The organism is Lelliottia sp. RD5 (assembly GCF_056032945.1).
Genome location: NZ_JBVYHQ010000004.1, coordinates 147,311 through 161,565, shown reverse-complemented (window position 1 = coordinate 161,565; position 14,255 = coordinate 147,311). Strand labels below are relative to the sequence as shown.

Genomic DNA, 14,255 nt, shown 5'->3' with positions numbered 1-14,255 from the left:
CAGCCCTCTCCCACGGGAGAGGATGAAACATTAAAAAGGCAACGTAAGTTGCCTTTTTGCTTTTATTACGCGTTATACGCATTCTCGCCATGGCTGTTGACGTCCAGACCTTCGCGTTCCTGCTCTTCCGGTACACGCAGACCCACGGTCATATCAGCAAGTTTGTAGGCGATGAAGGCGACGACACCAGACCAGACAATCGTCACGCCGATGCTTTCCAGCTGAACCAGAACCTGATGGCCCATGGTCACACCTTCTGCATAACCCACACCGCCCAGGGACGTTGAGGCAAAGATACCGGTCATGATGCAGCCAACGATACCGCAAACACCGTGCACGCCGAAGACATCACAAGGGTCATCTACACGCAGAATACGTTTCAATGCAGTCACGCCCCACAGACCTGCCAGACCGGCAACCAGACCCACGATGAGTGCTCCGCCTACGCCCACATAACCACAGGCTGGCGTGATACCGACCAGACCGGCAATTGCACCGGAACACGCGCCCAGCAGAGACGGTTTACCACGTACTACCCACTCACCGAACACCCATGAAAGGATTGCGCCAGCGGTTGCGACAACCGTGTTCACAAAGGCCAGAGCGGCGATTTCGTTCGCGGCGCTCGCAGAGCCAGCGTTGAAGCCAAACCAGCCAAAGTACAGAATCGCGGTGCCCGTGAAGACCATCGGCAGGTTGTGCGGTTTAAACGCTTCTTTGCCAAAACCTACGCGCTTGCCAATCAGGTATGCACCCACCAGGCCGGCTACCGCGGCGTTAATGTGGACAACCGTACCGCCTGCGAAGTCCAGCGCGCCATGGGAAGCCAGCAGACCGCCGCCCCAGACCATATGCGCGATTGGCACATAAGAGAGCGTCAGCCAAACCACCACGAAAATGAGCACCGCTGAGAAGCGAATACGCTCCGCCAGCGCGCCAACAATCAGGCCAACCGTAATCGCGGCAAAAGAGCCCTGGAACGCGACGTGGATATACTGGTAGAAACTGCCCATCAAAGCGGTCAGTTCAATATTTTTCAGCATTACCCAGTTAAAGTTGCCGAAGAAGGCGTTGCCTTCGCCGAACGCGAGTGAATAGCCGTAAACCACCCACAGCACGCAGACCAGCGCGAACGTGACGGCAACCTGAGTCAGCATCGACAGAACGTTTTTACCGCGGATTAAGCCGCCGTAGAACAGCGCGATGCCAGGAATAGTCATGAACAGCACCAGCGCGGTGCAAATCATCATAAAAGCGTTATCGGCTTTATCAGCCACCGCAGGGGCCGCCATTGCCAGGCCCGGCAGCAGTGCCAGAGACCCCAGAGCCAGTTTGATTGTTGTTTTCTTCATTTTCTCGATCCCTATCACTGTGTGCCAGGAGTTACTTACAGTGCCGCTTCGTCAGCTTCGCCCGTACGGATGCGAATGACGCGCTGCAATTCGGCAACGAAAATTTTGCCGTCGCCAATTTTGCCGGTGTAGGCCGCTTTGCTGACCACATCGATCACTTCATCAAGCTGATCGTCAGCAATCGCCACATCAATCTTCACTTTAGGCAGGAAGTTGACGCTGTATTCTGCTCCACGATAGAGCTCCGCATGACCCTTCTGACGACCAAAGCCTTTCACTTCGGTGACCGTCAGTCCCTGAATACCCATTGAAGACAACGCTTCACGTACGTCTTCGAGTTTGAATGGTTTGATGACAACCGTAACCAGCTTCATAGATCCCCTCCAGTCAGAATTCAATAATGGCCGCAGCGTTTACGAAAGAGATATTGCAAGCCCTGTGCCAGAGTTGGAAAAGAGGACAAAATCAGGCTGGCGTGGCGAAGCGAGGGGGGATTTCGGGCTTAACTAAAAAAAACGCACCATGACAGTGCATGATGCGTTGTATTTTTGCACCAACAGAAAATCCCTGTTAGCAATGTGCGTAATTCTGGTGCATTACGCGCTCAGCGATTCCTCTTCGCGTGTGCTGGCGGCCAGCTCTTCACCGGCAAGCTGCAATTGATACATTTGCCAGTAGCGCCCTTTAGCCTCAAGCAGCTGGCGGTGATTCCCACGCTCAACGGCTTGTCCGCGATGCAGCACCAGAATGGTGTCCGCATCGACAATCGTCGAAAGGCGGTGTGCAATCACCACCAGCGTGGTGTGCTCTCTGACGGCAGCCAGCGCCTGCTGAATGGCCTGCTCGGTACCCGAATCTATACTGGCGGTCGCTTCATCCAGGATCAGCACCTGCGGCGTTTCAATCAGCACGCGCGCCAGCGCCAGCAGCTGTTTCTGTCCGACGGAAAGCGTATTCCCCTGCTCACCGAGCATCGTGAATATTCCGTCGTTCATACCGCGAACCAGATCGGCGAGTTGGACTTTCTCCAGCACGTCCCAGACCTGTTCTTCCGTAAACGGCCGTCCCAGCGTGACGTTGGAAAAGAAGGAGTCAGCCATCACCACCGGATCCTGCTGCACCATCGCTACCCCTTTGCGCAGCACGCCGTGACTCAGTGAAGCTAGCGGTCGGCCATCAATGCGGATTTCGCCGTGGCTCAGCGGATAGTAGCCCATCAACAGGCTGGCGAGCGTACTCTTCCCGCTCCCCGTATGCCCCACCAGCGCCACAAAGCTGCGCGACGGGATGTCAAGGTTGATATCCTGAAGCACCAGCCGATCCTCGCGATAGGCGAAAGAGACATTTTCAATCGCAATGGCGCCGCTTTGCAGCTCACGCTCATCATCGCCATAGGTCTGACGCGGGCGGTCCATCAGCTCAAATACGCGCTCCCCCGCCACCACCGCCTGTTGCAGCATGGATTGCTGCGTCGTTAGCTCAATCAGCGGCTCGTTCAGACGCCCCAGATAGCTAATAAACGCATACAGCACGCCGACTTCAATTGTGCCACCGGAGCCGAAACCAAACAGCATCAGCAGACCGCACAGCACCAGGGCCGAAAACAGGCTCAGTAGCGGGCGCAGCAGGAAACCGTCAAGACGCAGCGTTTGCATGCGGGCCATGTAGTGCGAGCGGCTTGCCTCGCCCATACGCTCACCAAAACGCCCCTGCTGGCGGAACTGCTGAATCACGCTCATGCCGTTAATAACTTCGTTGAAGCCGTCATTAATATCAGCGAGATAGGCACGCAGTCGACGCACAATAGGCGTGCTATAGCGCTGATAAATGACCATCACAATCATCACTGCCGGGAAAATGGTAATCGCCACCAGCGCCATCCGCCATTCGAGGCTGAACATCGCCACCAGCATGGCGCCAATTAACGCTGCGCTACGCAGAACCGTGGCCACGACGGTGACGTACAGATCGCGGATCACTTCGGTGTCGTTGGTGACGCGCGAAATCACCTGCCCGACGGGTTGGGTATCGAATTCACTCAGCGGCTGGCGCAGTGCGGCGTCCATCACATCCGTGCGCAACTGCTGCACGACGCCGACCGCTGCCTGATTGAACAGTAGCGATTGCGCATAATGCAGCGAGGCGGCCAGCAGTTGCAGGCCCACATAGGCCACACCCAGCCCGGCCACCAGCCCTAATGGCATGTAGCTTTTCGCGACCATATTGTCGATAAAATAGCTGATCAGCAGCGGACCACTGACCTCGGCAATCGCCGCTATCCACAGCATGACGACCGCGATAGAGAGCGGTTTACGCCATGGCGAACCGTAGGCCAGCAGCCGTTTTAGCGTAGGCCAAAGCTGGACGAATTTACGCATCGGTGGCCTCCTCATTCAGATCTGGCGCGTCGTTCAACGCCGCTTCCAGCTGTTGATAGCGATACATATCGCGATACCAACCCGCCTGATCGGCAAGCTGGTCGTGATGGCCGCGCTGGGCAATATGCCCGTGCTGCATCACCAGAATTTCGCTCGCTTCGGTCAATGCCGACAATCGGTGAGCGCTGATGATCACCGTGCGCCCCTCGCCCCACTGGCGTAAGTTGTGCAAAATCTGGTGTTCCGTCCGACCATCAACCGCTGAGAGGGCATCGTCCAGAATCAGGATTTCGGCATTCAGTAACAACGCGCGGGCAATGGAAATTCGCTGTTTCTGCCCGCCGGAGAGCATCACGCCGCGCTCGCCGACTTCAGTTTCATACCCCTGAGGCAGGCGCAGAATATCGTCGTGGACGCTGGCAAGCCGCGCCATATGCTCAACTTCTTCTTGTGTCGCATTCGGGTGCCCCAGCGCAATATTGTTTGCCACCGTATCGGAGAACAAAAACGGCGTCTGACTCACAACCGCAAGACGGCTGCGCCAGGCGTCGAGCTGCAAATGCGTCAGCGGGAGATCGTGAAAACGAATTTCACCCTGCGTGACATCAAAGTGACGCTGAATCAGAGACAGCACGGTACTTTTCCCGGCACCTGTCGGCCCGCAAATCCCCAGCATTTGTCCCGGATGCAACGTGAAATTCACGTTCTCAAGCGTCGGGTTTTCGGTTTGCGGATAGGTGAACTGACGGATGGCAACGTCCAGCACACCGCGCCCTTCCGGCACGGATTCGGTGCCGTCGTTAACAACAGGCGCTTCGGCGAGCATCGCGCGAATACGGCTGTACGCTGCACTGCCGCGTTCAACGATGTTAAACATCCACGCCAGCGCCAGCATCGGCCAAATCATCAGGCCAAGATACATGGCAAAGCTGGTCAGTTGGCCCAGCGTCATTGAACCGTTGACGACCATCCAGCTTCCGCCACCGATCGCCAGCATGTTCGCGGTACCGATGGCGATATAAATTGTGGGATCAAACCGGGCGTCAATCCGCGCCACGCGGAGGTTTTTCGCGCCGGTGTCCGCGGCATCCGCAGCAAACAGCGCCGACTGGCGATCCTCAAGACCAAAAGCTTTGATCATCCGGATGCTGGTCATGCTCTCCTGGGTTCTGTCGTTGAGCGACGAGAACGCCGCCTGCGCCAGCTTGAAACGCTCGTGCAGTTGATCGCCATAGCGCTTGATCGCCAGCGCCATAATCGGCATCGGCAACAGCGCCAGCAGCGTGAGCTGCCAGCTGATTTGCGTCGACATAACAATCAGCACCGCACAGCCCATCACCAGCGAATCCACCAGCGTTAAGACCCCTTCCCCGGCGGCAAAGACCACGCGATCCACGTCGTTGGTCGCGCGCGCAATCAGATCGCCAGTACGATGGCGGAGGTAGAACTCAGGATGCTGACGGCTTAACTGGCGATAAAAATCCTCGCGTAGCTCCACGGCCAGCTGATAAGACGCCCCGAACAGCAGCACACGCCAGACGTAGCGCAACAGGTAGACAATCACCGCAGTCAGGACCAGCGTGCCTACCCACATCATCACCCGTGCGGTGGTGTAATGTTGTTCCGTGACGCCATCCACCACATATCCCACCACTTTGGGCGGAATCAGTTGCAGAATGGCAATGATAATAAGCAGGGCTACTGCGCCGAGATAGCGTCGCCACTCCCGGCGGAAGTACCAGCTTAATTGAGCAAATAATCGCACGCGGTAAATTCCTGAAGGTGTTGTTCCGGCAAAGTCCGGATGTTATTCAATGGGTAAAGCTGTGGTGTATTTTATCTGTTCCATGGCAAAACTCGAGGTGACATCCGAGAGGCCCGGCACGCTGTTGACCAGCCGTTTGTAGAAGTCATCATAGCGTTTCATGTCCGCCACCTGAACGCGCATCAGATAGTCATACTCACCCGCCATGCGCCAGAACCCGAGCACTTCTGGCATCTCCGAGACTTCGGTGACAAATCGGCAATACCAGTCGCTGCTGTGATGCTGCGTTTTTATCAGAACAAACGCGGTCAGTCCTAGCCCCAGTTTTTCGGGATCCAACAGGGCCACGCGGCCCAATAAAACGCCTTCATCTTCGAGTCGTTTGAGCCGTTTCCAGCAGGGCGTGGTGGTCAGATTAACGGCATCAGCGAGTGCCTGCAAAGAGAGGGTGCAATCCTTTTGCAGCAAAGAGAGCAGCTTGCGGTCAATTTTATCTAACATACCCCACCTCACAGAGAATATTTTTCTCCTGTCATTCTATTTTAAAGGCCAGATAGCAACAATTTTTTCCGTGCTATTCGCTATGCTGGGCACAAAATGACAAACGGATTCCTACGATGAATAGCACTTGGGTCAAACATGCGATCAGTGAGATTAACGCCGATTATCAACGTTCGGCGGATACGCATCTGATTCGCCTCGCACTGCCGGGTTTTACAGGCATTCAGCTCTATCTAAAAGATGAAAGCACTCACCCTACCGGCAGCCTGAAGCACCGTCTGGCGCGATCGCTGTTTTTGTATGGTTTATGCAACGGCTGGATCAAAGAAGGCACAACGATTATTGAATCGTCATCGGGTTCAACTGCCGTGTCAGAAGCCTATTTCGCGCGCCTGCTTGGCCTGCCGTTTATCGCCGTGATGCCCTCCTGTACCGCGAAACGTAAAATCGAACAGATCGAATTTTACGGCGGACGCTGCCACTTTGTTGAAAGCGCCTGCGAGATTTACGCCGCCTCGGAAATGCTCGCCCGCGAGCTAAACGGCCATTATATGGACCAGTTTACGTTTGCCGAACGTGCGACCGACTGGCGCGGGAATAACAACATTGCCGACAGTATTTTCCGCCAGATGAACAATGAGCCGCATCCGCAGCCGTCCTATATCGTCATGAGCGCCGGGACGGGCGGCACCTCAGCGACGATTGGCCGCTATATTCGCTGCCAGGGATATGACACTCAACTGATGGTGGTTGATCCGCAGAACTCTGTGTTTATGGACTACTGGCAGAGCCGCGATGCCACGCTTCGAAGCCTGGTGGGCAGCAAAATCGAAGGGATTGGTCGCCCGCGCGTTGAGCCTTCTTTCATCCCTGATGTTGTCGACGAGATGTTGCGTGTGCCCGATGCGGCAAGCGTGGCGACGGCGCACTGGCTGGAAACGCAGCTTGGCCGCAAAGTGGGCGCGTCAACCGGTACCAACATGTGGGGCGTTCTGCACCTGGCTTCGCGGATGCGCGAAGAAGGCCGCACGGGTTCTATCGTGACTCTGCTATGCGACAGCGGCGAGCGCTATCTCGACACCTATTACAACGCAGAATGGGTGAAAATGAATATCGGGGATATCGCCCCGTGGAAAGCACAGATTGCGCAGATGCTGAAATAAAAAAAGCCAGACCGAGGTCTGGCTTGCTGGAAGGGTCTCACTATTCGGGGGAATACGGGAGGTTTGGTTGATCCAGCCAATGTGTCAAAAAATGGGACACCGCTTCGTTACGGCAATGCCCGATAACCGGTAGATGGGATAGCTCCGCCTTAAGCTGCGGCATCGCATTCCCCATAATCAGACCGCGACCCACGCTTCCCAGCATTTCGCGGTCGTTCATGGCGTCACCGAACGCCATACAATCCTGCAGGGTTAAGCCCAGGTGGTCGCTCAGCACCGCCAGGGCGGAGCCTTTGTTGCATCCCACGGGCAGCACTTCCAGACAATCCATCGCCGAAAACGTGAGATGCGCGCGGCTGCCTAACGCTTCGTTAAGCTGAATGCGCAGACGGCGGAGATCGTCGTGATCGCCGCAGAAACAGATTTTCGTCACCGAATGTGAGGGGATACGGCGCAAATCTGTGAGTTGATAGCGAAACCCGCTGTAGACATGGGCATGCAGCAACTCCGGAATCTCTTTGCCCGTTAACCAGCCCGTATCATTGAACACGTGAATACTCGCCTCGGTCTCCCAGGTGCTGTGCAGAACTAAATCTGCGACCTCAGGATCGAGATCCTGACGATGCAATACCTCACCTTCTACAGAGTGAATACGTGTGCCATTGCCGGTTATCAAAAACGCATCAATCGAAAGCGCCCCCAGCAGATGGCGCATCTCCAGTTCATGGCGACCCGTGGCAAACGTCAGCGTGATATCACGCTCATGCAGGCGCTTCAGCGTGCTCAGGGTTTTATCCCCTAAGCGGTGGTCCGGCATTAAAAGCGTGCCGTCCATATCAAATGCTGCAAGCCGCGCCATGATGACTCCTGAAATGTGATGGGATTAACTTGTGGATCAGTATTGCCTGAGATATACGGAAGTAATAGTGAATAGATGACAATAATTGTTCCGGGTTTAATATGCGCCAGCTAAATCGTCTCAACCAATATCAACGACTGTGGCAACCGTCTGCGGGTGCCCCCCAACACATTACGGTGACCGAACTTGCCAGCCGCTGCTTTTGCAGCGAACGGCATGTACGCACGCTGTTGCGACAGGCTCAGGATGCCGGATGGCTGAGCTGGCGGGCACAATCAGGGCGCGGCAAGCGAGGTGAATTGACCTTCCACGTTTCGCCAGACTCGCTGCGCAGTAACATGATGGAAGAGGCGCTAAAAAGCGGGCATCAGCATAATGCGCTGGAACTGGCGCAAATTGCGCCGCAGGAACTCCGCACGCTGCTGCATCCGTTTCTGGGGGGGCATTGGCAAAACGATACGCCAACGCTGCGTATTCCTTACTATCGTGCGCTTGATCCGCTGCACGCGGGTTTTTTACCGGGTCGGGCAGAGCAGCATCTTGTGGGGCAAGTCTTCTCGGGGCTTACACGGTTCAACGGTAACAGTAGCGAACCCACAGGGGATTTGGCGCATCACTGGGAGGTGTCAGCCGATGGGCTACGCTGGCATTTTTATATTCGCTCGACGCTGCACTGGCATAACGGCGACAAGGTCGAAACGGCACAGCTTCAGCGCAGCCTGATAAAATTGCTCGCTCTGCCTGCGCTACGCCGATTGTTCAACAGCGTATTGCGCATCGATGTGACGCATCCACAATGCCTGACGTTTGTTTTACATCAGCCGGATTACTGGCTCGCGCATCGCCTGGCTAGTTATTGCAGCCGCCTGGCCCATCCTGATCGCCCGTTGACGGGAAGCGGCCCCTTCCGTTTGACGGCATATGAGCCTGATCTCGTCCGCCTGGAGAGCCATGAGCAGTACCACCTCAGCCATCCTTTGTTGAAGGCCATTGAATACTGGATCACCCCGCAACTTTTTGAGCAGGATTTAGGCACCAGCTGTCGCCATCCCGTGCAAATCGCGATTGGTGAGCCGGATGAACTGGCCAATCTGAGTCTGGTCAGCAGTAGCACCAGCCTGGGATTCTGTTATCTCACGCTGAAACAAAGCCCGCGCCTTAGCCAAACACAGGCGCAGCGGCTCATCACTATCATCCATCACACCACGCTTTTACATACGCTCCCGCTGGATGAAAACCTGATCACTCCTGCGCAGGAGTTGCTGCCGGGCTGGACCATCCCAGACTGGTCAACGCAAAATGGTGTCGCGCTGCCCAAATCACTGACCCTCGTTTACCATTTGCCCGTTGAACTGCATACCATGGCAGAGCAGCTCAAACGTTATCTGGCTAAACTGGGCTGCAATCTGACGGTCGTTTTTCATGACGCCAAAACCTGGGACGGATGCAGCGGGCTTGCCGACGCCGATCTGATGATGGGCGACAGGCTCATAGGCGAAGCGCCGGGCTATACGCTGGAGCAATGGCTCCGCTGCGATACGCTGTGGCCGCATCTGTTAAGCGCGCCGCACTATGCCCATCTGCAGGCAACGCTGGACGCGGTACAGATTCAAACTGATGAGCAAGCACGCCACGCGGGGCTGAAATCAATCTTCACGCATCTGATGGAAAACGCCGTACTGACGCCACTGTTTAACTATCAATACCAAATCAGCGCCCCGCCGGGGGTTAACGGTATCCGTCTCAATACCCGTGGCTGGTTTGATTTCACGCAGGCATGGGTTCCAGCGCCAAATACGTGAAGAAGCTGGTCGGCACGATCGTCAGACGTTACCATGATGCCTTTACCGTTCCTGATGAGATTATTTATGAAACGTGCCGTCGTCGTGTTCAGCGGAGGACAAGACTCCACCACCTGCCTGATTCAGGCTTTGCATCAATATGATGAAGTGCATTGCGTCACGTTTGACTATGGACAGCGTCATCGTGCAGAAATCGACGTGGCTCAGGAACTGGCGCTAAAGCTTGGTGCACGTGCGCATAAAGTCCTGGACGTTACGCTGTTAAACGAACTGGCCGTTAGTAGCCTCACGCGCGACAGTATTCCCGTGCCCGACTATGAACCCGATGCCGACGGCATTCCGAATACTTTCGTCCCTGGCCGCAATATTCTGTTCCTCACGCTAACAGCGATTTATGCTTATCAGGTGAAAGCCGAAGCGATCATTACGGGCGTCTGCGAAACAGATTTCTCCGGCTATCCAGATTGCCGTGACGAGTTTGTTAAAGCGCTCAACCACGCCGTCGATTTGGGTATGGCAAAAGAGATTCGCTTCGAAACACCGCTCATGTGGCTCGATAAAGCGGAGACCTGGGCGCTGGCGGATTACTGGGAAAAGCTGGAACTGGTCCGTACTGAAACGCTGACCTGTTATAACGGCATTAAAGGCGACGGATGCGGACAGTGCGCCGCCTGCAACCTGCGCTCCCACGGGCTGAATCATTATCTGACCAATAAGCCCGCTGTGATGTCGGCAATGAAAGCCAAAACAGGGCTGAAATAACGGCCTTTGACTACCGTGCTGTCGAACGATTCGCCGCGCCAGCACGGTCACGAAAATCTTTCCAGTCCCTTCCCTTTTCCAGGGGCGTTATACGATCATCAACTCGAGCTTTTCTCGTAACTCGCCTTCCAGCGGCAGCGCTTTCTGCGTTTTGAGATCGATACAGACGAAAGTGATCAGCGCATCTGCCACAACCTGCCCTTCGGGATCAAGCGTCACTACCTGACTTAGCACCCCGCTTTTACCGTTTAGCTGCTGCACCTGGCTCGTCACCGTGAGCCTGTCGCCCAACACGGCTGGACGGCGATAGTTGATATTGATGTTAGCGACCACAAAAGCAATGTTATGCGCCGTGAGCCACTGGAAACTTTCGCTATTTTCCAGCCCGTCCCAGCGCGCTTCCTCCAGGAACTCAAGATAGCGTGCATTATTCACATGCTGGTAAACATCAAGATGATAACCGCGAACTTTAATTTGGGTCTGCATAGCACAATAGCCTTTACTGTTGTTATAGGATAAAAAGGTCACAACTGGTATGACCTCTTTATCCTGGCAAATTTTTGCTGCTCTGCAAGCTATTACATGATTACAACGTCAAGTGTGTGAGGTTACGCTCAACCAATGAGCTGCCAATGCCTGGTACTTGCTTAAGATCGTCGAGGGTTTTAAAGGGGCCGTACTCATCGCGATAGGCAACAATCGCCTGCGCTTTCTTCAACCCTACACCGTTCATGGCATGGGCCAAATCTTCTGCTGATGCAGAGTTGATACTCACCTGCGTGCCCTCTTCATCCGAGGCTTTGACGGTCGCTTTTGCCTTGGTTTGTTCAGATGCCGATGCCGACGTAGCCGTTGAATCTGCTGCGGATGAAGTGGCATGGGTTTTCGCCACTGGTGTCGCCGCCAAAGCGCTAAAGCTCATTCCCGCCGTAGCGATTGCAAGAGTAATAAAAAGTACTTTGATTCCACGTTTCATGCTGTTTTCTCCTTGTTTGTTGACAGCCAGGTGACGATAGCGCCCGGACGAAACAAGAACAAACGGCAGATTGCAGAAATGGAAAAGGCCGCGAAAGCGGCCTTTGTGTTTTGCATTACGTTACGAAAATTTGCGAGCAGCGACGTAATTACTGCTGCTGAGTGATGATATCGCCCAGCTTGATTTTCGCTTCTTTACGCAGGTTACTCATCAGTGCTTCGAAAGCGATCTGAGCGTTGTTCTGAGTGATACCCTGAACCATCGCCTTTTTCTGCTCATCCGGCATTGTGCCTGCTTTCACTTCATCCAGTGCCAGCACAACGATGTTGCCCTGCATGTCGGATGCGGTACCAAAACTTGGCTTATCTTTCGCTGGAAGACTCAGACCAAACGCCGCCTGGCTGATCGGATCCTGACCCGTACGGCTTAAGGTTTTCGCTTCACCAAAGCTCAGGCCCGCCGCTTTCAGCGCTGCGTCACCCTTACCTGCTTTCAGCTCAGCCAGCAGTTTTTCAGCATCGAGTTTCGCCTGCTGTTCAGCTTTAATGTGTTTCACCAGAGCTGCAATCTGATCTTTGACTTCTGCCAACGGCTTAATGGCTTCTGCTTTATGTTCGGTAACACGAAGCACGAAGGCACGATCGCCATCGACTGTGATGATGTCAGAGTTGTTGCCCGGCGCACCGTTGTCACCCAACAGACCACCGTTGAAGATGGCATCCGCTACCGGTTTAAAGTTCAGTTCTTCCGGCAGGTTATCGTGCCCAAACCAACCGGTCACAACGGCTTTAACGCCTGCGGCTTGCTCAGCACCGGCCAGCGATTCGTTGTCGTTGCTCGCAGCATCGCTCACTTTCTGCTGCAGCGCATAGTAAGCGTCCAGCGCTTTTTCCTGCTTCACTTTCGCCGCGATATCATCACGAACTTCAGCCAGTGGTTTGGTTTTTGCAGGTTGGATATCATCCAGACGCACAACCAGGAAACCAACAGAGGATTTAATGACTCCGGACAGCTGACCTTTTTCTTTCAGGCCTGCATTTTTCAGCTCTTCTGGCGTCGTCGCATCTTCCAGCCATCCCATATCACCGCCATTTTTAGCAGAGATGATATCGGTGGATTTCGCTTTCGCCACGGTCGCAAAATCTGCGCCTTTAGCGAGTTCGTCAACGACGGCCTTCGCGTCGGCTTCCGTTTTCGTCTGAATCACGCTGTAACGGTTACGCTGCGCCTGAGTGAACTGATCCTGATGCTGGTCGTAATAGGACTGAATATCGCTGTCGGAAGCGGTTTCAGGCATAGTCGCCGCGTCCAGCTTGATATAGCTCACGCGGAACTGCTCAGGTGCGGTGAAGTTGTTTTTATTCTGCTCATAATAAGCTTTAACTTCTTCGTCGCTGGCCTGCTGTTTTGCCGCCAGGGCATTCACGTCGATCGTGGCTGTACGCACTACGCGCTGCTGTGACACCAACGCCGCCAGCTCGTCAGTTTCGCCTTTGAGCATGAAATCGGTACCCACTACCGCGTTGATCAGTTGCTGAGAAGTCAGCTGATTACGCAGAGCCTGCGCGTACTGATCCGCCGTCATCCCCATCTGGTTGACGATAGCGTTATAACGGGTGTTGTCGAATTTGCCGTTTGTCTGGAAAGCCTGAGTCGAGAAAATGGCTTTTTTGACCTGGTCATCACTGATGCCCAGACCCAAATGTTTAGCGTATTGGTCCAGTAGCGCTTCGTCGATAAGACGATTCACCGTCTGCTGGCGTAAGGTTTTCATGTAGCCTTCGTTCGCTGCAAGCTCAGAAAACTGGTCGCCGAGCTGCTGCTGCATGCGATTGCGTTCTCCGGCAAAGGCATTTTCAAACTGCCCGCGGCTGATTTCCTGGCCATTCACTTCCGCGGCGTAGTTGCTGCTACCGCCAATCAGGTATCCACTCACGCCGGTCAAAATGAATGACAGGATAATGATACCGAAAATAATCTTGAGCACGAGACTGTTAGCAGCCGTGCGTAAGCTGTCCATCATGGTGTGACCACACTCCGCTGTAGGTGACTGGAGACCTGACGCTGGCGGAAATCCTGACCGCAGCGCATAAAGTCCTATTGTGACAAGAAACCGGGGCAATTGTCAGCCCACAACTCGCATAAACTCGTATAAAGTCGTACTGGACAAACAAAAAAGGCACATCAAATGATGCGCCCTTGTACTTTTCAACTTCCCTTGAACGAGAATTCGATCAGTTTACTGCGTCTTTCAGTGCTTTACCTGCACGGAAACCCGGTACTTTGGCGGCAGCGATGGTGATCTCTTTACCGGTCTGAGGGTTGCGGCCAGTACGGGCAGCACGCTCTTTAACAGCAAAAGTACCAAAACCTACCAGCGCAACGTCATCCCCAGACTGCAGAGTTTCGGTTACAGAGGCAATTAATGCATCTAACGCACGTCCAGCCGCAGCTTTAGAGATATCAGCACCCGCAGCAATTTTGTCAATCAGTTGAGATTTATTCACTGTTCTCTTCCTCTCTTTATAATTTATATCGCGCCTGAATCCTTCACGACGCGACCGCGCAGCAGTTATATCAGGCCTGCCATGACCTTACAACACCCGTTGTTGATGGCTAACCCAATCAGCAATCTAAATTAGCTATACAAAAAAAGGCTGGCAAGTGCGAATTCACTTACCAGCCCTGTTTTTATTG

Annotated in this window: 13 protein-coding genes; 3 read left to right on the top strand and 10 right to left on the bottom strand. The window is 54.3% G+C overall.

The features are described 5' to 3' along the window. Nucleotides 1-65: 65 nt before the first annotated feature. From amtB to AC0LWE_RS14870, 5 genes are all read right to left on the bottom strand, one after another. On the bottom strand, nt 66-1,352 hold the full coding sequence (gene amtB, locus AC0LWE_RS14890; protein ID WP_059177908.1) for an ammonium transporter AmtB: 1,287 nt from the start codon (nt 1,350-1,352) through the stop codon (nt 66-68). Nucleotides 1,353-1,387: 35 nt separating this feature from the next. Further along, a complete protein-coding gene (glnK, locus tag AC0LWE_RS14885) occupies nt 1,388-1,726 on the bottom strand; it encodes a P-II family nitrogen regulator (protein ID WP_012016323.1) in 339 nt (112 codons plus the stop codon). 222 nt (nt 1,727-1,948) lie between these two features. Beyond that, complete coding sequence (locus AC0LWE_RS14880) at nt 1,949-3,730, bottom strand: SmdB family multidrug efflux ABC transporter permease/ATP-binding protein (RefSeq protein ID WP_059177907.1); 1,782 nt, start codon at nt 3,728-3,730, stop codon at nt 1,949-1,951. Then, nucleotides 3,723-5,495: a SmdA family multidrug ABC transporter permease/ATP-binding protein gene (locus AC0LWE_RS14875; protein ID WP_219346951.1), complete on the bottom strand. Its 1,773-nt coding sequence runs from the start codon at nt 5,493-5,495 to the stop codon at nt 3,723-3,725. Before AC0LWE_RS14875 ends, AC0LWE_RS14880 begins: the two co-directional genes overlap by 8 nt. A 42-nt stretch (nt 5,496-5,537) precedes the next feature. Continuing rightward, entirely contained in the window at nt 5,538-5,996 is a 459-nt protein-coding gene (locus AC0LWE_RS14870; protein WP_059177905.1) for an Lrp/AsnC family transcriptional regulator, read from the bottom strand. Between the two features lie 116 nt (nt 5,997-6,112). Here AC0LWE_RS14870 and AC0LWE_RS14865 point away from each other — a divergent pair, with 116 nt between their 5' ends. Then, nucleotides 6,113-7,159: a PLP-dependent cysteine synthase family protein gene (locus AC0LWE_RS14865; protein WP_202667281.1), complete on the top strand. Its 1,047-nt coding sequence runs from the start codon at nt 6,113-6,115 to the stop codon at nt 7,157-7,159. A 40-nt stretch (nt 7,160-7,199) separates the two neighbouring features. Here AC0LWE_RS14865 and cof read toward each other — a convergent pair whose 3' ends face one another. Further along, nucleotides 7,200-8,018, bottom strand: coding sequence for an HMP-PP phosphatase (gene cof / locus AC0LWE_RS14860; RefSeq protein ID WP_059177903.1), 819 nt, complete (start codon nt 8,016-8,018; stop codon nt 7,200-7,202). A gap of 101 nt (nt 8,019-8,119) precedes the next feature. On the opposite strand from cof, the gene AC0LWE_RS14855 reads away from it, so the two are divergent. Next, nucleotides 8,120-9,820, top strand: a complete 1,701-nt coding sequence (locus AC0LWE_RS14855) for an SgrR family transcriptional regulator (RefSeq protein WP_474265750.1) — start codon at nt 8,120-8,122, stop codon at nt 9,818-9,820. 66 nt (nt 9,821-9,886) lie between these two features. After that, a complete protein-coding gene (gene queC / locus AC0LWE_RS14850; RefSeq protein WP_219346953.1) occupies nt 9,887-10,582 on the top strand; it encodes a 7-cyano-7-deazaguanine synthase QueC in 696 nt (231 codons plus the stop codon). A gap of 87 nt (nt 10,583-10,669) precedes the next feature. Here the strand turns inward: queC and AC0LWE_RS14845 are convergent, their stop codons facing one another. From AC0LWE_RS14845 to hupB, 4 genes are all read right to left on the bottom strand, one after another. Further along, nucleotides 10,670-11,068 (bottom strand): YbgC/FadM family acyl-CoA thioesterase, encoded by a 399-nt coding sequence (locus AC0LWE_RS14845; RefSeq protein ID WP_202667284.1) that lies wholly within the window; start codon nt 11,066-11,068, stop codon nt 10,670-10,672. 100 nt (nt 11,069-11,168) lie between these two features. After that, complete coding sequence (locus AC0LWE_RS14840; RefSeq protein ID WP_202667285.1) at nt 11,169-11,558, bottom strand: helix-hairpin-helix domain-containing protein; 390 nt, start codon at nt 11,556-11,558, stop codon at nt 11,169-11,171. A 148-nt stretch (nt 11,559-11,706) separates the two neighbouring features. Continuing rightward, nucleotides 11,707-13,581: a peptidylprolyl isomerase gene (gene ppiD, locus AC0LWE_RS14835; RefSeq protein ID WP_202667286.1), complete on the bottom strand. Its 1,875-nt coding sequence runs from the start codon at nt 13,579-13,581 to the stop codon at nt 11,707-11,709. A 211-nt stretch (nt 13,582-13,792) separates the two neighbouring features. After that, a complete protein-coding gene (hupB, locus tag AC0LWE_RS14830) occupies nt 13,793-14,065 on the bottom strand; it encodes a nucleoid-associated protein HU-beta (RefSeq protein ID WP_012016312.1) in 273 nt (90 codons plus the stop codon). Nucleotides 14,066-14,255: the final 190 nt, after the last annotated feature.

Coding starts and splice junctions, on each gene's coding strand:
- queC (WP_219346953.1), top strand. CDS start 9,887: ATGAAACGTGCCGTCGTCGTGTTCAGCGGAGGACAAGACTCCACCACC.
- ppiD (WP_202667286.1), bottom strand. CDS start 13,581: ATGATGGACAGCTTACGCACGGCTGCTAACAGTCTCGTGCTCAAGATT.
- cof (WP_059177903.1), bottom strand. CDS start 8,018: ATGGCGCGGCTTGCAGCATTTGATATGGACGGCACGCTTTTAATGCCG.
- glnK (WP_012016323.1), bottom strand. CDS start 1,726: ATGAAGCTGGTTACGGTTGTCATCAAACCATTCAAACTCGAAGACGTA.
- amtB (WP_059177908.1), bottom strand. CDS start 1,352: ATGAAGAAAACAACAATCAAACTGGCTCTGGGGTCTCTGGCACTGCTG.
- AC0LWE_RS14840 (WP_202667285.1), bottom strand. CDS start 11,558: ATGAAACGTGGAATCAAAGTACTTTTTATTACTCTTGCAATCGCTACG.
- AC0LWE_RS14855 (WP_474265750.1), top strand. CDS start 8,120: ATGCGCCAGCTAAATCGTCTCAACCAATATCAACGACTGTGGCAACCG.
- AC0LWE_RS14870 (WP_059177905.1), bottom strand. CDS start 5,996: ATGTTAGATAAAATTGACCGCAAGCTGCTCTCTTTGCTGCAAAAGGAT.
- AC0LWE_RS14845 (WP_202667284.1), bottom strand. CDS start 11,068: ATGCAGACCCAAATTAAAGTTCGCGGTTATCATCTTGATGTTTACCAG.
- AC0LWE_RS14880 (WP_059177907.1), bottom strand. CDS start 3,730: ATGCGTAAATTCGTCCAGCTTTGGCCTACGCTAAAACGGCTGCTGGCC.
- AC0LWE_RS14865 (WP_202667281.1), top strand. CDS start 6,113: ATGAATAGCACTTGGGTCAAACATGCGATCAGTGAGATTAACGCCGAT.